Annotated in this window: 18 protein-coding genes and 1 riboswitch; of the genes, 6 read left to right on the plus strand and 12 right to left on the minus strand. The window is 64.6% G+C overall.

All coding sequences use genetic code 11. The annotated features are described in order from the left end of the window. Positions 1 to 10: 10 nt before the first annotated feature. Positions 11 to 874: a formate/nitrite transporter family protein gene (locus ACSYG9_RS22230; RefSeq protein ID WP_440124515.1), complete on the minus strand. Its 864-nt coding sequence runs from the start codon at positions 872 to 874 to the stop codon at positions 11 to 13. Between the two features lie 144 nt (positions 875 to 1018). Then, positions 1019 to 1131: riboswitch (SAM riboswitch) on the plus strand. Between the two features lie 25 nt (positions 1132 to 1156). Here ACSYG9_RS22230 and ACSYG9_RS22235 point away from each other — a divergent pair. Continuing rightward, on the plus strand, positions 1157 to 1549 hold the full coding sequence (locus ACSYG9_RS22235; RefSeq protein WP_440124516.1) for a hypothetical protein: 393 nt from the start codon (positions 1157 to 1159) through the stop codon (positions 1547 to 1549). A gap of 9 nt (positions 1550 to 1558) precedes the next feature. Here ACSYG9_RS22235 and ACSYG9_RS22240 read toward each other — a convergent pair whose 3' ends face one another. Next, positions 1559 to 2596, minus strand: a complete 1038-nt coding sequence (locus ACSYG9_RS22240; protein ID WP_440124517.1) for an alpha/beta fold hydrolase — start codon at positions 2594 to 2596, stop codon at positions 1559 to 1561. Between the two features lie 64 nt (positions 2597 to 2660). Between ACSYG9_RS22240 and ACSYG9_RS22245 the strand changes: the two genes are divergently transcribed. Beyond that, positions 2661 to 3254, plus strand: coding sequence for a TetR family transcriptional regulator C-terminal domain-containing protein (locus tag ACSYG9_RS22245; RefSeq protein WP_440124518.1), 594 nt, complete (start codon positions 2661 to 2663; stop codon positions 3252 to 3254). 58 nt (positions 3255 to 3312) lie between these two features. Next, entirely contained in the window at positions 3313 to 3669 is a 357-nt protein-coding gene (locus tag ACSYG9_RS22250; RefSeq protein WP_440124519.1) for a VOC family protein, read from the plus strand. Positions 3670 to 3735: 66 nt separating this feature from the next. On the opposite strand, the gene idi is transcribed toward ACSYG9_RS22250, so the two are convergent. From idi to ACSYG9_RS22290, 8 genes are all read right to left on the minus strand, one after another. Further along, positions 3736 to 4293, minus strand: coding sequence for an isopentenyl-diphosphate Delta-isomerase (gene idi / locus ACSYG9_RS22255; RefSeq protein ID WP_440124520.1), 558 nt, complete (start codon positions 4291 to 4293; stop codon positions 3736 to 3738). 98 nt (positions 4294 to 4391) lie between these two features. Next, positions 4392 to 5072: a response regulator gene (locus tag ACSYG9_RS22260; RefSeq protein ID WP_440124521.1), complete on the minus strand. Its 681-nt coding sequence runs from the start codon at positions 5070 to 5072 to the stop codon at positions 4392 to 4394. Continuing rightward, positions 5069 to 7603, minus strand: a complete 2535-nt coding sequence (locus tag ACSYG9_RS22265; protein WP_454839955.1) for a DUF4118 domain-containing protein — start codon at positions 7601 to 7603, stop codon at positions 5069 to 5071. Before ACSYG9_RS22265 ends, ACSYG9_RS22260 begins: the two co-directional genes overlap by 4 nt. A 7-nt stretch (positions 7604 to 7610) precedes the next feature. After that, positions 7611 to 8249 carry a potassium-transporting ATPase subunit C gene (locus ACSYG9_RS22270; RefSeq protein WP_440124523.1) on the minus strand — a complete coding sequence of 213 codons (639 nt, stop codon included), beginning with the start codon at positions 8247 to 8249 and terminating at the stop codon, positions 7611 to 7613. Positions 8250 to 8252: 3 nt separating this feature from the next. After that, entirely contained in the window at positions 8253 to 10295 is a 2043-nt protein-coding gene (gene kdpB / locus ACSYG9_RS22275; protein WP_440127766.1) for a potassium-transporting ATPase subunit KdpB, read from the minus strand. Positions 10296 to 10342: 47 nt separating this feature from the next. Further along, the gene (gene kdpA, locus ACSYG9_RS22280; RefSeq protein WP_440124524.1) at positions 10343 to 12043 is read right to left on the minus strand and encodes a potassium-transporting ATPase subunit KdpA; all 1701 of its coding nucleotides are present in this window, start codon (positions 12041 to 12043) and stop codon (positions 10343 to 10345) included. 7 nt (positions 12044 to 12050) lie between these two features. Then, on the minus strand, positions 12051 to 12149 hold the full coding sequence (locus ACSYG9_RS22285) for a potassium-transporting ATPase subunit F (RefSeq protein ID WP_440124525.1): 99 nt from the start codon (positions 12147 to 12149) through the stop codon (positions 12051 to 12053). A gap of 249 nt (positions 12150 to 12398) precedes the next feature. Beyond that, complete coding sequence (locus ACSYG9_RS22290; protein ID WP_440124526.1) at positions 12399 to 12686, minus strand: hypothetical protein; 288 nt, start codon at positions 12684 to 12686, stop codon at positions 12399 to 12401. A 203-nt stretch (positions 12687 to 12889) separates the two neighbouring features. Between ACSYG9_RS22290 and ACSYG9_RS22295 the strand changes: the two genes are divergently transcribed. After that, positions 12890 to 13249 carry a hypothetical protein gene (locus ACSYG9_RS22295; RefSeq protein ID WP_440124527.1) on the plus strand — a complete coding sequence of 120 codons (360 nt, stop codon included), beginning with the start codon at positions 12890 to 12892 and terminating at the stop codon, positions 13247 to 13249. Between the two features lie 83 nt (positions 13250 to 13332). Here the strand turns inward: ACSYG9_RS22295 and ACSYG9_RS22300 are convergent, their stop codons facing one another. Beyond that, positions 13333 to 14514 (minus strand): aminotransferase class I/II-fold pyridoxal phosphate-dependent enzyme, encoded by a 1182-nt coding sequence (locus ACSYG9_RS22300; protein ID WP_440124528.1) that lies wholly within the window; start codon positions 14512 to 14514, stop codon positions 13333 to 13335. A 276-nt stretch (positions 14515 to 14790) separates the two neighbouring features. Between ACSYG9_RS22300 and ACSYG9_RS22305 the strand changes: the two genes are divergently transcribed. Then, positions 14791 to 17586: an aconitate hydratase AcnA gene (locus ACSYG9_RS22305; protein ID WP_440124529.1), complete on the plus strand. Its 2796-nt coding sequence runs from the start codon at positions 14791 to 14793 to the stop codon at positions 17584 to 17586. A gap of 70 nt (positions 17587 to 17656) precedes the next feature. On the opposite strand, the gene ACSYG9_RS22310 is transcribed toward ACSYG9_RS22305, so the two are convergent. Next, positions 17657 to 19366, minus strand: coding sequence for an alpha/beta hydrolase (locus tag ACSYG9_RS22310; protein WP_454839959.1), 1710 nt, complete (start codon positions 19364 to 19366; stop codon positions 17657 to 17659). 41 nt (positions 19367 to 19407) lie between these two features. Here ACSYG9_RS22310 and ACSYG9_RS22315 point away from each other — a divergent pair, with 41 nt between their 5' ends. Continuing rightward, positions 19408 to 20280, plus strand: coding sequence for a TIGR03620 family F420-dependent LLM class oxidoreductase (locus ACSYG9_RS22315; RefSeq protein ID WP_440124531.1), 873 nt, complete (start codon positions 19408 to 19410; stop codon positions 20278 to 20280). Positions 20281 to 20286: the final 6 nt, after the last annotated feature.

A 20286-nucleotide genomic window follows, 5' to 3' on the forward strand; every position in this document is an offset into this window, starting at 1 on the left:
ACGGATCGCATCACACGGGTTCGGGAGTCCTGGCCGACGCTGCGGCGCGGTCCGAGGCAGGCGCCCCGATCGCGCGCTTGGGTTGCGTCCGCACGTGGGTGATGTAGAGAGCGAGACCCACGAACACGACACCGCCGACAAGGTTGCCCAGAACCGTCGGGACCTCGTTCCAGATCAGATAGTCACCGAGGGTGAAGTCACCGCCGAGAAGCAGGCCGGACGGGAACAGGAACATGTTGACGACCGAGTGCTCGAAACCCATGTAGAAGAACAGCATGACGGGCATCCACATCACGAGAACCTTGCCCGGCACACTCTTGGACATCATCGCTGCGACAACGCCGGTGGAGACCATCCAGTTGCACAGCATGCCGCGGAAGAACAGGGTTGCCATGCCCGCCGCGCCATGCTCTGCATACCCGAGAGTGCGCGCTTCACCGATCTCACCGAGACGTTCGCCGACCGCGTCCGGCGGGATCGAATAGCCGTAGGTGAGGATGAAGGTGATCAGCACGGCCACGGTGAAGGCGCCGAGGAAGTTTCCGACGAAGACCAGAGCCCAGTTGCGGAGCATCGACCCGATCGTCACCCCCGGGCGTCTGTCGAGGTATGCGATGGGGACCATCGTGAACACCCCGGTGAGAAGATCGAAACCCAGTAGGTACAGCAGACAGAATCCGACCGGGAAGAGAATGGCTCCGAGGAGGGCGTTGCCGGTCTGCACGGTGACGGTAATTGCAAATGCTGCCCCGAGTGTGAGGATCGCACCGGCCATATACGCCCTGATCAGGGTGTCGCGGGTAGACATGAGGACCTTGCTCTGGCCGGCGTCGACCATCGCGCGGGCCAGCTCGGCGGGTGGAACGTAGGACACGGCAACCTCCTGATGCGAACAGTGCCGACCAGTGTCGGCGGGGTCGGTCACCGTGGCGTTTCGGAGCAGTAAGGATGCGTTGCGTTCTTCTCCGCAGGCGGTGGCTCGGGTTGTGAGGTCGCTCCATCATGTATATTGGCGGTGCTTCACGAGATGCCGTCGCCAAGCTCCGACTTGACGGCACGCCAACCCCACGCTCGCGGGTGGCTCGGATGACGAAGCGGCTCGCGGCCGACCGGCCCGGGCACGAGCGCCCCGCCCGGGGCCGACCCGGAGGAAATCATGACCGACCATATTCGCGGTACCGATCACGTAGGTGCTCACGAGTGCGCTTCGTTCGGCGACGGGCACCACGTACACTTCATCCGCGCCCGTAAGGCTTTCGACGATTCCGATCTCAGTGTCGGCGCGCTGGTGCGCGTCCTGGACGAGACGCGCGTCGAATTATCTTGGGATGGAATACGACTCGTATTCCGTCACCATGACACCGCTGCGATCGCCGACGCGGTCCACGCTTGTGGGGAGATCGGGACCTGGGTTCCGCAGTGGCGAGTGCTGATCCTGCCGGGCCCTGATCCGTATGTGCCTGCGACCTTCACCCTTGCCGCACCTGATCACTGGACGGACTGCGTACGAGGGCGCGTTCCGACGCTGACCTATGTGCCCGGCCGGTGACCCGTCGGATCAGTTCTGTTCGGCCTCGTGCCAGAATTCTGGAAGCTCTACTGCCAGAGCCTCCTTCGCTTGCATCGGTAGCGAATGGGTGGTGTTCGGGAAGATATCGACGAGTGCGCGCGGGAGTGTTCGTGCCCGCTGCACTGCAGTGTCGCCTCCGGCGAGCGAATCGCGTTCGGCGATAGCGACATAGGTGGGCATGGCGAGGGCCTCCATCTCGTCATCACTCAGGGGAGAAGGAATCGGCAGGACCGCCGAGAAGTGCTCCGAACCCGCGGCGATCATCTTCGCCATGTCGTCGTTCGAGTCGAACTCGGCCCCGCCTACCTTTCCGAGCGCGGTCGTGCGCCAGGACTCGGGCAGGAACGGGAGAGACGACACCATGGTCCACGCCATCATGCGGGCCGAGGGACGCGCGAAGGTGAAAACCGGTTCGAGGAGTGTCAGCGACCGGACCCTCTCCGGGAAATGCTGCGCGTATGTCGCTGCGATTGCTCCACCGAACGAATGACCGACGATGTGCACGGTGTCGGTTGCGAGTGCGTCGAGTGCGTCGGTGATCCAGATGGCCTGGTCGCCGAAGGAGGTGAGCGGAACATTCTGTACCGACAAACCGGCATCACCGAGTGCGTCGAAAGCAACAACCCGTCGGTGAGGTAGGAAGTCGTCAAGGTTCTCGGCCCACATCGGAACACCCGACGACCGGCCCGGCACCAGGACGACCGGAACGGTGTCCGCGGTGTCCGGGGAGCTCCACTCATAAGCGCGAACTGTGCCGAAGCGGGTCGCGAGGTCGTGGGTCGATGTGGGTGAGGGGAGTGAGGACATCGCTTGCTCGTACGCCGCGACGTAGCTCTGGCGTCCTTCTGCGTCGCGGAAATGACCCACGCCGGGTGCTCCGAAGAAGAACTGCTGCACGCTCACAGCACCCAGCGCTGTGAGCGCGGCGAGGACGACCAGCCCGCTGCGACGAAGCCATCGGTAACGCGGACGAGCTGGTGGTGGATGCTCGGTCCGGGAATCTGTGCGTGCGGCGTACTCACTCATATGCAACCCCTGATCGTCGAGTATCAGTACCTTTTGCAGTATAGGCATATTGTAAAATGCGGTCATGCCGAAAGTTGTCGACCATGCCGAGCGTCGCAAAGAGATTGTGTGGGCCCTGTGGGCGGTGATCCACGAGCGGGGAATCGACGGGGTCACGTTGCATGCGGTGGCTGAGGAGGCCGGCGTCTCGATCGGCAGGATCCAGCACTACTTCGAATCGAAACAGCATCTGATCCGGGCCGGAGCGCAGGAAATGGTCACCGGTGCCGAACAGGTTTATCGCGAACACGGATGCCCCGGTGATCCGAGATCGGCCCTCGCGGCATTGCTCACCCAGCCTGTTCCGACGAATGCACCCGCACGCGTCGGTGTCTCGGTCTGGTATGCCTACCTTGCGAAAGCGACGAACGATCCGTGGATCAGATCCTTTCTTGCCGACGCATCGGGTGGAACCGTCAGCGAGGCCGGGCGTCTACTCCGTCTTGTCGGGTTCTCCGAGGCCCGGGCGCACAACGAAGCCGTGAGGTTGGTTGCGGTCAGTACCGGTGCGACACAATCCGTGCTGATTGCGGGGATGGACGCGGACGCTGCGGTCGATCTCGTCCTTCGGGAGATCGACCGCAGCATCGACATCGGTCCGGAGGGAAGCCGCGAGTGAACTGGCCGATCACGCGTCGCCACTGCACCGTGTCGGTGGGCAGGTTCACCATGGTTCCATGGTCAACACTCATCACACATTCGACTACATCGAACTCGCCGCTACAGATCTCGGCGCCTCACGCGCATTCTACGAGGCTGCTTTCGGGTGGAAATTCAACGACTATGGTCCGAAGTACGCCGGTATCCGCGCCGCAGAAGGTGACGGGGAGGTCGGCGGGCTCACGACCCTGCGCGCACCGGGTACAGCCGGACCGCTGGTCCTGCTGTACTCGAGCGACCTCGATGCCTCGGTCGGTGCGGTCGAACATGCCGGGGGCACAATTTCGTCGGGGCCGTACGATTTCCCCGGAGGGCGCCGGTTCACCTTCCTCGATCCGAGTGGAAACGAACTGGGTGTGTGGTCCGAAGCGTGAACCCCTTCGACGAGCGCGCTTGTCATGGGCACCGCCGGTCGAGTACGACCGTCGGGCAGGCGAGGTTCAGATCGCGGCGTCGACCCATCGCGCCACGCCGGTCCGAGCGAGTTGCGGAATCTGCTCGGCCGACCACGGGCTGATCAGCCACGGAAGGGTTGAGGCGGTTTGCATATCGGCCCATGACACCCACGACCAGTCCATCACCTCGGACGGGTCGGGCTCGAGGCGGGATGCTGCGCGGGCGCAGAACACCGGACAGACTTCGTTCTCGACGGTCCCGTCGGCTGCCGTCGCGCGATAGCGGAAACGCGGCAACATGCATGTGAGGTCGTCGACCGCGAGGCCCAGCTCCTGCTCGAGACGGCGGTGTATCGCGTCCTCGAGGGATTCGTCGGGTCCGGGATGACCACAGCACGCATTCGTCCACACGCCGGGCCATGTGATCTTGTCCAGTGCGCGTCGAGTCGTGAGGACCCGGCCCTCGTCATCGAACACGTAGCAGGAGAATGCCAGGTGAAGCGGAGTGTCCGTGTGATGGACGGTGGCTTTCGGAGCTGTTCCGATGGGTCGCTCGTCCTCGTCGAGCAGAACCACGAGTTCGTCGTGGGCACGCGCTGTCATCTGGAGATCTCCGTTAGGTGCTCAGGGGTATCGGGCGACGTCTGACATTCGCCGGATCGAGCCTACCTGCGCGGCTCGAGCCGGCGATTCCGCATCGATCACATTTCGAAGCGATACCCACGTCCGGGCTCTGTGAGCAGGTGACGGGGATGCGCTGGATCGAGTTCGAGCTTGCGACGAAGCTGGGTGAGATAGACGCGCAGATAATGACTCTGGGTCGTGTAGGCCGGGCCCCACAACTCTGTGAGCAGTTCGCGTTGCCCGACGAGCTTGCCGCGGTTGCGGACGAGCATCTCGAGCATGCCCCATTCGGTCGGTGTCAGGTGCACGTCGACGCCCTCGCGTGTGACCTTCTTGGATTCGAGATCGACGGTGAAGTTCGCGGCCACCACCAATGGATCCGGAAGCCCGGAGATCGCGGTGGCGCGTCGGACGGCCGCGCGGATCCGGGCCAGAAACTCCTCCATTCCGAACGGTTTGGTGACGTAGTCGTCGGCACCGGTGTCGAGCGCAGCGACCTTGTCGGCGGCATCGTTGCGGGCAGAGAGCACGATCACCGGGGTGGTGCACCAGCCACGGAGTCCGGCGAGCACCTCGATCCCGTCGATGTCGGGCAGGCCGAGGTCGAGGACGATCACGTCCGGGTGGTGCTGCGCGACGGCACGCAGGGCCGTGGTGCCGTCGGCAGCGGTGACGACGTCGTACCCACGGGCTTTGAGGTTGATCCGCAGGGCGCGCAGGATCTGTGGCTCGTCGTCGACGACCAGGATACGAGTCATGGCTTCATCTTCGCCGGTGCAGTGGGGAGGTCGATGACCATGGTGGTGCCGCCGCCCGGAGTGTCGGTCGGGGTGAGGGTTCCGCCCATGACCTCGATGAACCCTCGTGCCACAGTGAGTCCGAGACCTGCACCCCCGGTCGTGCGCTGATCGCCGGCCCGAGGAAAAACGGTGAACGCGTCACCGCGCTCGTCGCGTCGCAGCCCGGGGCCGCGGTCGACGACGGTGACGATGTTGTGGTCGTCGGCGATGGTCGCGCCGATGAGGACCGGACTGCCCGGCGCGTACCGCAGCGCGTTGTCGATGAGGTTCGCCAAAGCCCGCTCGAGCAATGTCTCGTCGGCGCAGACGGTTGTGTCGTCGACGTCGACCTCGATGCGTTCTCGGAGGGCGAGCACGTTGTCGTGGCCACCGTTCGCGAGAGTGAGCACGGCACGTTCGACCACGTCGTCGAGATACACCAGATCCAGTGCCGGAGCGACGACCCCGGACGCGAGGCGCGACGAGTCGAGCAGATTCGTCACCAGGCGGGTGAGTTGATCGGTGGATTCCTCGATCGTCGCGAGTAATTCGGACGTGTCTTCCTTCGAAAACTCGATGTCGGTGCTGCGCAGACTCGATACGGATGCCTTGACCGCCGCGAGCGGCGTGCGCAGATCGTGACTGACCGCAGACAGCAGCAGCCGTCGTAGCCGGTCGGTTTCGGCGAGCGCCGAGGCGTGGGACGCTTCGGCTGCAAGCTCACCTTGCCGGACCAACCCGGCGATCTGTCCGGTGACAGTGGTCAGGATCCGTCGGTCGCGTGGACGCAAACGACGCCCGGACAGCAAGAGCATGTACCGCCCCTCGTCGATCTCGCACACGGTGTCGGCGTCGTCGCGCGAGGTCGGTATCTCGACGCCGGCGCTGTCGAGCACAACGTGGGTGTCGCCCTCGACTCGCAGGACGGCCACACCCTTCTGACCGTAGGTCTCCCGCACCTTGGCAAGCAGTGTGTGCACGTCTGCACCGCGCAGGACGGCCCCGGCGAACAGCGCGAGCAGTTCGGCTTCCTGCGACACGAAACGAGCTTCCCGCGCACGCTCGGCGGCGGCGTCGACGAGTGCCGCCACGGCCACGGCCACGATGAGCAGCACGACGGTGGTGACGAAATTCTCCGGCGCGGCGATCGTGAGGCTGTGGTGGGGTTCGGTGAAGAAGTAGTTCAGCAGTAGGCCGGACAGCAGCGCCGCCACGATGGCCGGACCGATGCCGCCGAAGAGGGCGACGGTCAGCACGACGACGAAGAACAATGCCTCTTGGCCTGCGACACCCACGACGCGATCGACCAGCATCATCAGTGCGGTGGCAGCGAGGGGGATCACGACTGCGGCGAGCCACGCCTGGAGCCGTCGTTCGTGACGCCCCAGCACGGCGACCTTCGGTGTGCCCACGGCATGTTCGTGAGTGACCGTGTGCACATCGATCTTGCCGGAGTCGCGGACCACGGCTGCTCCGATACCCTCGTCCAGGATGCGGGCCCAGCGTGAACGCCGTGACGTCCCGATCACGAGTTGAGTGGCGTTCACCTCTCTCGCGAACGCGAGCAACGTCGAGGGTACGTCGTCGCCGACGACCTGGTGCATCCCCGCACCCAGGCTTGCGGCGAGCTTCCGGACCGTGCTCATCCGGCGTTCCGAGACACGGGTGAGACCATCCCCGCGGACGATATTGACGACGACCAGTTCGGCGCTGGCCTTGGCCGCGATCCGGCTCGCACGACGGATCAGAGTGGCGGACTCGGGGCCGCCTGTGACGGCGACGATCACGCGTTCGCGTGTTTCCCACGTGTCGGTGATGGCGTGCTCGCCGCGATATTTTGCGAGCGCCACATCGACCTGATCGGCAAGCCACAGTAACGCGATCTCGCGCAACGCCGTCAGGTTCCCCTCACGGAAATAGCTGCGCAGCGCAGCGTCGATCCTGTCCTGCGAGTAGACGTTGCCATGCGCGAGCCGCCGCTGCAGCGCTTGCGGAGTGATGTCGACGAGCTCGACCTGCTCGGCTCGGCGCACCACCGTGTCCGGGACGGTTTCGCGTTGCGCGACGCCGGTGATCTGCTCGACGACGTCGTTGAGCGATTCGAGATGCTGGATGTTGACGGTGGACAGGACATCGATGCCTGCGTCGAGCAGTTCCTCGACGTCCTGCCAGCGCTTCTCGTTTCTGCTGCCCGGCACGTTCGTATGGGCGAGTTCGTCGACCAACGCCACCGCGGGCCTGCGTGCGAGCACGGCGTCGAGGTCGAGTTCGTCGAGTTCGACTCCCCGATACTTCCACCGCCGAGGCGGAACTGTTTCGAGACCTGTGACCTGCTCGGCGGTGCGGACACGCCCGTGGGTGTCGACGATCGCGACCACCACGTCGCCGCCGCGCGCAAGGCGTCGATGCGCTTCTCCGAGCATGGCGTACGTCTTTCCTGCACCCGGCGCTGCGCCGAGGTAGATCCTCAGGAGTCCGCGTCGAGTCGCGGGACCGGGGTTTTCGCTCATCGCCACTTCACGGTCCGGTGGTGCATCCGGGTGAGGTCAGCCCGAGTGCCACGTTCAGTTCAGGCACATTCACCCTTTCCTCGCCGAGAAACCCGAATTGCCTGCCCTCGGTGTGTTCGGAGACGAGCTCGCGGACGTAGTCGATGTTCAGGCCTGTGACCCGGGCCACTCGGGGGATCTGCAGTTCGGCGTAGTCGGGGGAGATGTGGGGGTCGACGCCGGACCCCGACCCTGTGACCGCATCGGCCGGTACCTCCTCTGCAACCACAGCTTCGCGGACCGCGATCGTCGCGCGGCGCTCCTCGATGAACATTTCCAGGATATCGCTGCTCGGGCCCTGGTTCGACGGGAGCGCGGCTGCAGGGTCGCCCGGAGCGAAAGGGTCGTCCTCGGCGACCGACCCGACCATCCGCAGATGGAAGAACGGGTCGGGATCGCCGGGCGCGACCTGCGGATCCACACCGATCAACCGGCTACCGACGACGCACCCGTTCGTGTCGGTCAACGGCGCTCCCTCAGCGCTGTCGATCCCGAGGCGGCTCACCGCCCACACGGTCGCGGGATACCCGACGCCGACGGCGGCGGTGAGCATCAGCAGCAGGACCGCGCCCACGCGGAGTTGACGCAGGAAATTCATCGTGTGCATGTCCTATCCCATTCCCGGTACGAGTCGAACCACAAGGTCGATGAGCCAGATGCCGACGAACGGTGCGGCGACGCCACCGAGGCCGTAGACAAGCAAGTTGCGGCCCAGCAACGACGACGCGCTCGACGGCCGATAGCGGACTCCTCGCAGTGCCAGCGGAATCAACGCGAGGATCACGAGCGCATTGAAGATCACCGCCGACAGGATCGCGGATTGCGGGGTCGCCAGGCCCATGATGTTCAGTTCCGAGAGTTGCGGGTAGATCCCGCTGAACAACGCGGGCAGGATTGCGAAGTACTTGGCCAGGTCGTTGGCAAGGGAGAACGTGGTCAGGGCACCGCGCGTGATGAGCAGTTGCTTGCCGATCTCGACGACCTCGATCAGCTTGGTCGGGTCGGAATCGAGATCGACCATGTTGCCCGCCTCCTTTGCGGCGGAGGTCCCGGTATTCATCGCGACACCGACATCCGCCTGCGCGAGCGCGGGTGCGTCGTTGGTGCCGTCTCCGGTCATTGCGACGAGGCGGCCACCGCGCTGCTCCGAGCGGATCAGTGCCAGCTTGTCTTCGGGAGTCGCTTCGGCAAGATAGTCGTCCACACCCGCTTCCCGCGCGATCGCTTCCGCGGTCAGCGGATTGTCGCCGGTGATCATCACGGTCCGGATCCCCATCGCACGCAGCTGGGCGAATCGTTGGGCCATACCGGGTTTGACCACATCGGAGAGTTCGACGACGCCGGCAATCTCTCGTCCCTGTGCGACCACCAGCGGCGTGCCGCCGCGACCTGCGATGTCGTCGACTGCCTCGGTCACCTCGCGGGGCACAACCCCCTTCTGCTCGCGCACCCAGCGTGCGATGGTGTCGGCGGCGCCTTTGCGGACACGGACGATGTTTCCGGCGTCGAGGATGTCGACGCCGCTCATCCGGGTCTGCGCGGTGAACGGCACGAACTCGGCAGAGTTCTCGGCGGTCGAACTGTGGGAGTCGAGCCGGTACTGCTCTGCACACAGTCGGACGATGCTGCGTCCCTCCGGAGTGCCGTCCGACAGACTGGACATTCTCGCTGCGACGGCCAGATCGTGTTCGGTGACGCCGGGCGCAGGATGCAGTGCAGTGGCGCGCCGATTGCCGTAGGTGATCGTGCCGGTCTTGTCGAGTAGTAGCGTGTCGATGTCGCCTGCTGCTTCGACGGCGCGGCCCGACTTGGCCAGGATGTTGCGCTGCACGAGCCGATCCATTCCTGCGATACCGATCGCCGACAGCAGCGCACCGATCGTGGTGGGGATCAAGCACACCAGCAGCGCGATCAGCTCTATCGACCCTTGTTCCGCACCGGCATACGCGCTCATCGGCCCGACCGCGACCACCGCGAGCAGCAACACGATCGTCAAGGCGGCGAGAAGGATGTTCAATGCGATCTCGTTGGGGGTCTTCTGCCGGACCGCACCTTCGACGAGCGCGATCATGCGGTCGACGAACGTATGTCCGGGCTCGGCGGTGACCCGGACGACGATGCGATCGGACAGCACCGTGGTGCCGGCAGTGACAGCACAACGATCACCTCCGGATTCCCGGATCACGGGAGCGGATTCGCCGGTGATCGCGGACTCGTCGACCGTCGCGATACCGTCCACCACATCGCCGTCACCTGGGATGACCTCTCCGGCTTCGACCACGACGAGGTCGCCGACCCGTAGCTGGGTGCCGTTGACCGACTCTTCGAGATCCGGGGCGACCAATCGGCGGGCGACGGTGTCTTGCTTGGTCCTTCGTAGTGACTCGGCTTGGGCCTTGCCGCGTCCTTCGGCGACGGACTCGGCGAGGTTGGCGAACAACAGGGTGAACCACAGCCATGCGGCGATCGCCCATGCGAATGTGCTCGGGTCGACGACGGCCGCGATCGTTGCGATCACAGACCCGACCAGCACGACGAACATCACGGGATTGCGTGCGACGTGTCGCGGATCGAGCTTGCGGAATGCGCCGGGGACGGCAGCGGAGAGTTGACGAGCGTCGAACACGCCCGCGGTGATGCGTTCGGCATTCACCTCGGCGGGTGCCGGGTCGGGGGAAGTCGTGGGAGTAGTGGGTGCGGTCAATGCAGTGTCTCCGCAATCGGGCCCAGCGCAAGGGCGGGGAAGAAGGTCAGTGCTGCCACCAGAACAGCTGTGCCGGTGAGCAATCCGGCGAACGCGATTCCCGAGGTGGGCAGGGTCCCTGAACCTGCGGGCACACGTTGCTGTGAGGCCAGGGATCCGGCGAGCGCGAGCACGAACACGATCGGCAGGAAACGCCCGAAGAGCATGCACACCCCGAGGCTCGCTTGAAACCAGTCGTTCGTGACGGTGAGCCCGCCGAACGCGCTGCCGTTGTTGTTCGCCGCCGATGCGTATGCGTAGAGCACTTCGGTGAATCCGTGAATCGCACCGGGTGTCCCTGGATCCCCAGAATTACCGAGTGCGCCTGCTGTAGCAGGAAGAACAACGGCAATTGCGGTGCCGATCAGCACGAGGGCGGGCATCACCAGGATGCTCAGTGCGGCGAGGGTGATCTCCCTCGTACGCAATTTCTTGCCGAGGAACTCCGGTGTGCGGCCGACGAGCAGCCCGCCGATGAACACGGCCACCATGGCGATGACGAGAATGCCGTAGAGTCCGGTCCCGGCCCCACCCGGCGCGATTTCGCCGAGCAGCATGTTCAGTAGCAGGGCGCCGCCACCGAGTGGTGACATGCTGTCGTGCGCAGAATTGACCGCACCTGTGCTCGTGCCCGTGGTGGACACCGCGAAGAGCACTGAACCCGGTATGCCGAAGCGCACCTCTTTACCTTCGAGCATGGCACCCGCCGCGTCGGCGGCGACACCGTGCGTGCGGGTTTCGGCCGTGAGGGTGATCGCGAGGATCGCGGTATAGAGCGCCGCCATCACTGCCAGCACCGTCAGCCCCTGGCGCCGGCTACCGATCATGGTGCCGAATGTGCGGGTGAGCGCGACCGGAATGAGCAGAATCGCAATGATCTCCACGATATTGCTCACCGGTGTCGGATTCTCGAACGGGTGCGCCGAGTTCGCAGCCAGCACTCCGCCTCCGTTGGTCCCCAGCTCCTTGATCGCCTCCTGTGACGCGACCGGAGCCAGCGCGGTGGTCACCGCGTTCCCATCGAGTCCTGCCGCGACGAAACCACTCCGATAGGACTGGATTACGCCCTGACTCAACAGGATCATCGCGATGACGATCGAGAGCGGCAGCAGGATGCGTAGTGTGCCGCGGGTGAGATCCACCCAGAAGTTGCCGAGCTCCCCTCCTCGGCCGACGCGCACGAGCCCGCGAATCAACGCGACGGCGACGCCCATACCCACTGCGGCGGAGACGAAGTTCTGCACTGCGAGTCCGGCGGATTGTGTCAGCGGGCTCATCGTTGTTTCGGGAACGTAAGACTGCCAGTTCGTATTGGTGACGAACGAGATCGCGGTGTTGAACGCGACGGCGGGACTGACACCCTCGAGTCCGTGGTTCAGCGGCAACACACCCTGGATCCGTTGCAGGCCGTAGAGAAGGAGCGCGCTCGCGAGCGAGAAACCGAGCACGCTGGTGGCGTACCCGTACCAGGTTTGTTCAGCGCGGGAGTCGATGCGGCACGCCCGGTAGAGAAGCGTCTCGATCTTCAGATCCTTGCTCCGAAGCCCGGTCTCGGTGGTGTACACCTTCGCCATGTAGTCACCGAGAGGGACATACACCACGGCGAGCACCGCGGCTACCAGTGCAATCTGCAGTCCCGCAGCAAATGCAGGAGTCATGGCGGCGTCAGAACCTCTCCGGATCGAGCAATGCGACGAGGAGATACACCACGGTCACCGCGGCAATCACAATCAAAGCAGTGGTTGTCACTCCGGCCCACGTCACCTGCGTCCCCCAGTCGTGTGGAGGTCGATGCTGTGGAGGGCGCGCAGCGTCAGAGCGCACGTCACGATCCCAGCGATCAGAAGCGCCACATAGGCGGCGTCTGCCATCTCGTTTCCTGTCGTCGACACGGATCGGCGCCGGTCGGCGCCGCATCACACCATCGCGTCCGATCAGCGTGGTCGGAGTCGATCCATACGAAATCTTGACGCTTCCGTCCGATGTCCTGACGTTTCGCTTACGCTCTGCCGACTATCGACCCGCACTGTGGGTCGCAACGAAAACCAGGAAAACGACGAACAATCCGGTTATGCCGAGCACTGCACCGATCAGGGCGTCCCGCTGGTTGTCGGCCACGCCCTTCTCCACACGCATCATCCCGATCCAGCCGCATACCACCGCCACCAGTCCGGCCGGGACGGTGACCAGATCGCCGACGATGGGAACGATGGCGAACACCACCGCAGCGATCCCGGCGACGAGAGCTGTGCTGCCTGCGCCGTTGCGATAGGGCGACGGTGTCGAGGGATCTGAATGCATACCGCGAATTCTGTCAGGAGACAGAGATGCCAGAGAGATCGAACTCGCGTCGGCACCTGTAGCGGTGTTTCTTCTCGCACTATCTCGGCGATGCACGCGCGCCGACCCACCATTACGCTCGGGGGTGGTAGCTGCCATAGACGTCACCCACCGAATCGGCGCCTCACGGGCACCGCCACTTCCTACTTACGGGACGTGATCGCATGAGCAACATCGCACCCATGAACGACACCACACCCACCGACGACACCGCACTCAGCATGACAGCTCGCTACCAGGGGCGGAATCTCCAAGTGTCCGGCCCGCACCGGATCTATCCGTCCGGATTGTGGTATTTCCGTTCCGCAGATTCGGACCCCGCCCCGACGTGGATTCCGGCAGGTGACATCCGCGAAGCGCCGGGAGGGAACGCGCGGACGGACGCCGACGACCGAGGTCTGGTCGGAGCTGTCGCACGTCCGTTGTTCGTCACCGGATTGAGCTTTGCGATCGCTGTCTCGGCGTGGGTGACCTCGTTCTTCGAGGCCCGCCTCGGCGCAGTGGGTGCCCGGCCGTCGAGATGACGCGTGACCGCCGTCGTCGGATGGCCCGCGGGGACTCGTACGCTGCCCTGCCCGTAGTGAGCAGTCGCACCCCGTATGGGCAGTCACACGGTGACGACCTCGAGGGCATGTGTGAGATCGGCGATGAGGTCATCGGCGTCCTCGAGACCGACCGACAAGCGGACCATGGAGCCGGTGATGCCGCGTCGCAGCCGCTCCTGCGGTGAAAGATCGTAGTGGGTGGTGGTCACCGGTTGCGTGACCAAACTTTCGACTCCGCCGAGACTCGGTGCAAGAGTGAACAACTGAAGACGATCGACCACCTGCACTGTCGTCTCGGTGTCCGCGGCGATCTCGATCGTCACGATCCCGCCGAAACCCGTCATCTGCTTCGCCGCGAGCATGTGCCCGGAGAAACTCGGCAGGCCCGGGTACAACACCCGCGCGACCCGGGGATCGGCCTCCATCGCTTCTGCGACCGCCTGTGCATTGGCGTTGTGTTGTCTGACGCGGACGATGAGGGTGCGCAGGCTACGCGACAGCAACGCGGCGGCCTCGGGTGCGATGCAAGACCCGAAGCTCTTGCGCCAGGGCTTCAACGGGTCGATGAGCGCGGCAGCCCCGAGCACGAGTCCGGCCGTGACATCGGAGTGGCCACCGAGGTACTTGGTGGCCGAGTACGAGACGAGATCGGCGCCGAACTCGAGAGGATTCTGATTGACGGGTGACGCAAACGTGTTGTCGACCGCCACGAGAGCACCGTGACTGTGTGCGAGGTCGGCGATCGCCGCGATGTCGTAGATCCCGAGCGCGGGATTGGTGGGCGTTTCGAAGAACACCAGCTTCGCTCCGCCACGGAGGGCATCGTCCAGGCGGTGGAGTTCGTCGCCGAGGAGGAATGTGGTGGTGATGCCGAGCAAGGAAAGCTGCGCGGTGAGCAGTTCCATCGTGCCGCCGTAAGCGTCGCCGACACACACGATGCCGTCGCGTCCGTACTGAGTGAACAAGGCTGTTTCAGCGGCCATACCTGAACAGAACGCCAAAGCGCCCTCCGCACCCTCGATCGACGTCATGGTTTCCTCTAGCGCAAAAATCGTCGGGTTCAGACCGTAGCGCGTGTAGAGCGGCCCCTCGGTGTGCCCGTCGGCGACTTCGAGCAGCGCCGCGGTGTTCTCGAACGAGAACGTCGTCGTGTTGTAGACCGGCAGGTGCGGTGCACCGTAGGCATCGGTGAGGCCGGTGCCGTGGATCGCCCGGGTGGATCGACCTGCTGATGCATGCTTCACGTCTGAACTCCGTTCACGAGGTGCGTTCGAGTGGACCCGACGCAGTATCCCGTTCACGAACGTCGGGCCCGTCGCCGACTGCCGCAACTTGGGCGGTCGAGCCGTTCCGTGGCCGGGGCAGCAGTCCGCCGGATGGTCACCCGGCCGATTCCCTGACGGGCCGCGCTGTGTGTCGTAGCGTCGAGGTGACGCCGTTCGGCACGGTGATCGACACGACGAGCCCAGCCCGCTCGAACGCACGCCTGCGTGTAAGCACTGCAGCCCCTGGAGGCAGTAATGAGTCACGACAGCTTCGGAACCCGCGACACCCTGACCGTCGACGGCATCGACTACCGGATCCATCGCATCGACAGGGTCCCCGGGTCGGATCGCCTTCCCTACAGTCTCAAGATCCTTCTCGAGAACCTCCTGCGCACCGAGGACGGCCGTCTGGTCACGCGCGAACAGATCGAGGCCGTGGCCGGCTGGGACCCCGCGTCCAAGCACAACCGCGAAATCCAGTTCTCACCTGCCCGTGTGCTCATGCAGGATTTCACCGGTGTGCCGTGTGTCGTGGACCTCGTCGCGATGCGCGACGCAATGACGACCCGCGGCGGCGACGCCACACGAATCAATCCACTGATTCCCACGGAACTGGTCATCGACCACTCGGTGATCGCCGATGTCTTCGGAACCGAAGACGCATTCCGCATCAATACCGACCTCGAATTCTCCCGTAACCGCGAACGCTACGAACTGTTGCGGTGGGCGCAGAGTGCGTTCGACGACTTCAAGGTCGTACCTCCCGGTACCGGCATCTGCCATCAGGTCAACCTCGAGCACCTCGGTCGGGTCGTCTTCACCCGTGAGACCGAGGACGGAGAGACGCTGGCCTACCCTGACTCGCTGGTCGGAACCGATTCGCACACTCCGATGATCAACGGTATCGGTGTCGTCGGGTGGGGTGTCGGCGGAATCGAAGCCGAGGCCGCGATGCTCGGTCAGCCCGCCTCGATGCTGATCCCGCAGGTCGTGGGATTCAAGCTCAGCGGAGAACTGAGGGAGGGCACCACCGCCACCGACCTGGTTCTCACAGTCGCCGAAATGCTGCGCAAAACCGGCGTGGTGGGCAAATTCGTCGAGTTCTTCGGACCCGGCGTGGCGAATGTGCCGCTTGCGAATCGGGCCACGATCGGCAACATGAGTCCCGAATACGGTTCGACCATCTCCATCTTCCCGATCGACGACGTCACGCTCGACTACATGCGGCTGACCGGACGTGCCGAGGAGCAAGTGCGTCTCGTCGAGGCCTACGCCAAAGCACAGGGGCTGTGGCACGACCCGTCCCGCGAACCGGCATACAGTCAGGTCGTAGAGCTGGACCTGTCGACGGTGCGCCCGTCGATCGCCGGTCCCAAACGACCGCAGGACCGCATTCCGGCGGCTCTCGCACCGCAGGCGGTCGGGGCGCTGCTCGCCGGCGCCGATGTGCCCGGCGTCGTCGCGCAGGTGCAGGAGGTGGGTCTCGACGAGGGCTCGATCGAGTCGTTTCCCGCGAGCGATCCCGTCGCGATCTTCGGTAAGGACACCAGCGCACCACCGCGTGACCCCCTGCCCGACGACTTCACCGCGGCAGATCCGCCGTCGAACAAGGTGCCCGTGCACATCGGCGACGGCCCCGAATTCGAACTCGACCACGGCCACGTTGTGATCGCTGCGATCACCTCGTGCACCAACACGTCGAACCCGTCGGTGATGATCGGTGCCGGACTGCTCGCCAAGAATGCGGTGGACAAGGGCCTGCGCAGCAAACCGTGGGTGAAGACCAGCCTCGCGCCCGGATCGAGGATCGTCACCGACTACTACGAACGAGCGGGACTCACACCGTATCTCGATAAGCTCGGCTTCAACCTCGTGGGTTACGGATGCACCACGTGTATCGGCAACTCAGGTCCCTTACTCGATGAAATCGCCTCCGCGGTCGACGAACACGACCTCAACGTGTCGGCGGTGTTGTCGGGAAACCGCAATTTCGAAGGCCGGATCCATCCGCAGACGAAGATGAACTTCCTCGCCTCGCCGCCATTGGTCATCACGTATGCCCTCGCGGGGTCGATGCTCGTCGACATCTTCGAGGACGAACTCGGTACCGATGCCGACGGCAACCCCGTGTTTCTGCGCGACATCTGGCCGTCCACGGAGGAGATTCAGGCCGTCATCGACGAGTGCGTGCGCTCGGAGATGTTCGAGTCGGGCTACGCCGATGTCTATCACGGTGACGACACGTGGCGAAACCTCGATGTCCCGACCGGTGAAGTGTTCGAGTGGAAGGACGACTCGACGTACGTGCGGCGCCCACCGTACTTCGACGGGATGACAGCGGAGCCGGAGCCGCTACGCGACATCGCGGGCGCACGGGTCCTGGCACTTCTCGGTGACTCGGTCACCACCGACCACATCTCGCCGGCCGGTGCGATCCGTCGCGACAGTCCCGCGGGACGTTATCTGCAGGAGCACGGCGTCGATTTCGCAGACTTCAACTCGTATGGGTCGCGGCGCGGTAATCACGAGGTGATGATCCGCGGTACCTTCGCGAACATCCGGTTGCGGAACGGGCTCGTCCCTGATGTCGAAGGAGGAGTCACCCGCTACCTTCCCACCGGCGAACAGATGGATATCTACGACGCCGCGCAGAAGTACGCGGACGACGGCACTCCGCTGGTCGTGCTGGCCGGCGCCGAATACGGTTCGGGCTCGTCGCGTGACTGGGCGGCCAAAGGCACACTGCTGCTGGGGGTGCGCGCGGTGATTGCGCAGTCGTACGAACGAATCCACCGGTCCAATCTCATCGGAATGGGGGTGCTGCCATTGCAATTCCCTGAGGGCACCTCGGCCGAAAGTCTCGGCCTGACAGGGGAGGAAGAATTCGAGATCACCGGACTGGCCGATGCAGACGCGATACCGGAGACCGTACATGTGCGCGCAGGGGACATCGAGTTCGATGCAATGGTGCGTATCGATACCCCAGCAGAGGCAGAGTACTTCCGGCACGGCGGAATTCTGCAGTATGTGCTCCGTCAGCTGGCGGCATAGCGCATCCGCCGCCGTCGGCGGACATCCCGTCGCATGAGCAGGGGTGTGTCCGCGACGTGGTTGTGGGAGGTCAATCTCCGAAGTGCATGTCGGTGATCGTGTCCGCGACCCGTTGGGTGTCCGTGTCCGTCCATCCGTCCGGCGCTGTGACCGCTGCCCACCCGTAGGGGATGAGATCCTCGTAGTTGTGCCCGTGCCCGACCGGGGGTGAAGTGCCGACCATGATGTCGGCCGCCACCTGCCAGAACGTGACGATCGGATACCAGCGCATCGACGGCACCCGATCTGCGCCCGGTGGCTCGGCGAGCCAATCGGGTCGCTCGATCAGTAACTCGGGACCCCACCACACCACCGGGTCCGATGCGTGTTGCAGGTACAGCACGCGCGGATCGTGCCACGGCCCGTGGAATGACTCCAGATTCTCCGGGCTCGCAGCGAAGCGCACCTCGAGCCCGTCGTTGTTCGTGGGCAGTACCTGCGGAGAGCCGGGGTCACGGTTGGCGACGAGACCTCGCCACAGCGAGTTCGAATTGGGCGGACCCACGAACAGTGCGCCGTCGATGTCATTGCGCAGATCGGCGAGGTCGTCGAACGCCGCCTCTGCGGACTGCGATCCGAGACTCTCGCCGTACACCACCAGCTTGGGGCGTCGCCCTTCCGGAAGCTGCGCCCATCGCTCGTGCACACCGTGGATAAGTGCGTCACCCGCCGCTTTCGCGGCCGAACCGTCGACGAGGAACGAAATCCAGCTCGGCAGGAACGAATACTGGATCGCCGCGATCGCCGAATCACCGTTGTAGATCATTTCGATCGAATCCGCCGCGACGGGGTTGACCCACCCGGTTCCGGTCGTCCCCGACACCACGAGGATCTCGCGCTCCCACGCCTCGGTCCGGTCCAGTTCGTCGAGAATCAACTGCACCTGCGATGCGGTGGAGGTGTCGGCCGAAAGCCCGGCGTACACCCGGATCGGTTCACTGGCGGGAGTGCCGTTGACTTCGGTCAATTCGTCGGCCCTCAGGCCGCCGTCGGCAAACGTGCGACCCTGCCTGCCGAGGCTGTCCCACGACGATGCGGACGCAGAACTGCCGGACCGCTGCGGTTCCCGTGGTTGTGCGACACCCGGGTCGGTGCTGTTGTTGTCGGACGCGAACACGAATCGTGCGGCGGTCGACGTGCTCGCGAGGATCACCTGGTCGACGAAGACCACTGCCGAGGCTGCGAGCACCGCCGGTGCGATCACGTGCGCCGCCGGAACCGGGATATGCAGCTGTGCGCTGAGGAATCGCGCGAAACGGCGGGCGATGCGTCGGAGGCCGCGCCCGAGCAGCAGGAGGAGAGCGAAGATGGTGGCACTGACCAGTCCGGTGCGCAAGTACGCGAACGACGTGGTGTCCTCGACACCCATGAGCGCTCGGATATCGTTCTGCCAGTTGGCCGCAACCAGAAGAGATCCGGTCACTGTGACCAGCGCAAGAACAGCGACGACGATCTGCGCAATGATGCGGGCGGTGCGTCGTCTGCGCCACCATGTCAGGTGCGGCGCGATCCAGCGGCGCGCCGGATAGGCGAGCAGAACACCGATTCCGTATCCCGTGACGCTCGTGATTCCGCTGATGAGGCCTTGGTACAGCCACTCCCGGGCAATCAACGACGGACTCAGACTCCACGCGAAGAAGAACACCGCGACCACGAGGCCGACGAAATCCAGCCCGAACACCGAGAAATACGGCCGCCGTTCGACGGTCGGGGAGCCGGCGTGAGCCGATGCGGTCGTCATCCGCCGACGGTATCCCGGCGCGGGCAGATAGTGTCGGAACCATGACACGACGAGTGAGCGTATGGGGCGGCGGATTCTGGCTAAGCCGGAAAACCAGGGAAGCCGCTCTCGACGCGGCGCGGGAACTCGATGAACTCGGCTACGCGAGATTATGGACATCCGGCGGCTTCGGCGACGGTGTTCCCCCGATCTACGGAGAGGTGCTCGCTGCGACACCGAGGCTCGGTGTCGCGAGCGGAATCGTCAGCATCTGGCACGCGGATCCTGAGGACGCCGCGACGACGGTCGATCGATTCGAACGCGAACATCCCGGACGTTTCCTGCTCGGTCTCGGCGCTAGTCACGGCCCCGTCGTCAACGCGACCGAAGCCGGCCGCTACACGAAACCCTACAGTCGCATGGTCGAATATCTGGACGCGTTGGACCGAGCGGACACCCCGGTTCCAGCAGACCGTCTCGTACTGGCAGCGCTCGGCCCTCGCATGCTGACGTTGTCGGCCGAGCGCACCGCAGGCGCACACCCCTATTTCACTCCCGCCGAACACACAGCTCAGGCCCGGGAGATCCTCGGTGACGGCCCGCTCCTCGCACCCGAAGTTGCTGTAGTGCTCGATGAGGACGAAGACACCGCCCGAGGAATCGCGCAAGAGTACATGCGGGGTTACCTGTCGCTTCCGAACTACTCCGGCAACCTCCTGCGACTCGGGTTCACCGAGGAGGACGTGGCGGGGGCAGGCAGCGACCGGTTGCGCGAGGCGCTGATTCCGTCGGGCAGCATCGAACGCGTCGTCGCCGGGATCGAACGGCACTACGAGGCCGGTGCCGACGAAGTACCTGTTCAGGTACTGACTGCAGATCCGACGTCGTTCCCCACGCAGGCCTACCGGGACCTCGCCGCGGCGCTCATCGGCTGATCGGCA

The organism is Rhodococcus sp. SJ-2 (assembly GCF_053750035.1).

Excerpts from the sequence above, each read along its gene's own strand:
- ACSYG9_RS22265 (WP_454839955.1), bottom strand. The coding sequence starts at position 7,603 with ATGAGCGAAAACCCCGGTCCCGCGACTCGACGCGGACTCCTGAGGATC.
- ACSYG9_RS22245 (WP_440124518.1), top strand. The coding sequence starts at position 2,661 with ATGCCGAAAGTTGTCGACCATGCCGAGCGTCGCAAAGAGATTGTGTGG.
- ACSYG9_RS22240 (WP_440124517.1), bottom strand. The coding sequence starts at position 2,596 with ATGAGTGAGTACGCCGCACGCACAGATTCCCGGACCGAGCATCCACCA.
- ACSYG9_RS22305 (WP_440124529.1), top strand. The coding sequence starts at position 14,791 with ATGAGTCACGACAGCTTCGGAACCCGCGACACCCTGACCGTCGACGGC.
- idi (WP_440124520.1), bottom strand. The coding sequence starts at position 4,293 with ATGACAGCGCGTGCCCACGACGAACTCGTGGTTCTGCTCGACGAGGAC.
- ACSYG9_RS22315 (WP_440124531.1), top strand. The coding sequence starts at position 19,408 with ATGACACGACGAGTGAGCGTATGGGGCGGCGGATTCTGGCTAAGCCGG.
- ACSYG9_RS22235 (WP_440124516.1), top strand. The coding sequence starts at position 1,157 with ATGACCGACCATATTCGCGGTACCGATCACGTAGGTGCTCACGAGTGC.
- ACSYG9_RS22250 (WP_440124519.1), top strand. The coding sequence starts at position 3,313 with ATGGTCAACACTCATCACACATTCGACTACATCGAACTCGCCGCTACA.
- ACSYG9_RS22290 (WP_440124526.1), bottom strand. The coding sequence starts at position 12,686 with ATGCATTCAGATCCCTCGACACCGTCGCCCTATCGCAACGGCGCAGGC.
- kdpA (WP_440124524.1), bottom strand. The coding sequence starts at position 12,043 with ATGACTCCTGCATTTGCTGCGGGACTGCAGATTGCACTGGTAGCCGCG.
- ACSYG9_RS22270 (WP_440124523.1), bottom strand. The coding sequence starts at position 8,249 with ATGCACACGATGAATTTCCTGCGTCAACTCCGCGTGGGCGCGGTCCTG.
- ACSYG9_RS22310 (WP_454839959.1), bottom strand. The coding sequence starts at position 19,366 with ATGACGACCGCATCGGCTCACGCCGGCTCCCCGACCGTCGAACGGCGG.
- ACSYG9_RS22260 (WP_440124521.1), bottom strand. The coding sequence starts at position 5,072 with ATGACTCGTATCCTGGTCGTCGACGACGAGCCACAGATCCTGCGCGCC.
- ACSYG9_RS22295 (WP_440124527.1), top strand. The coding sequence starts at position 12,890 with ATGAGCAACATCGCACCCATGAACGACACCACACCCACCGACGACACC.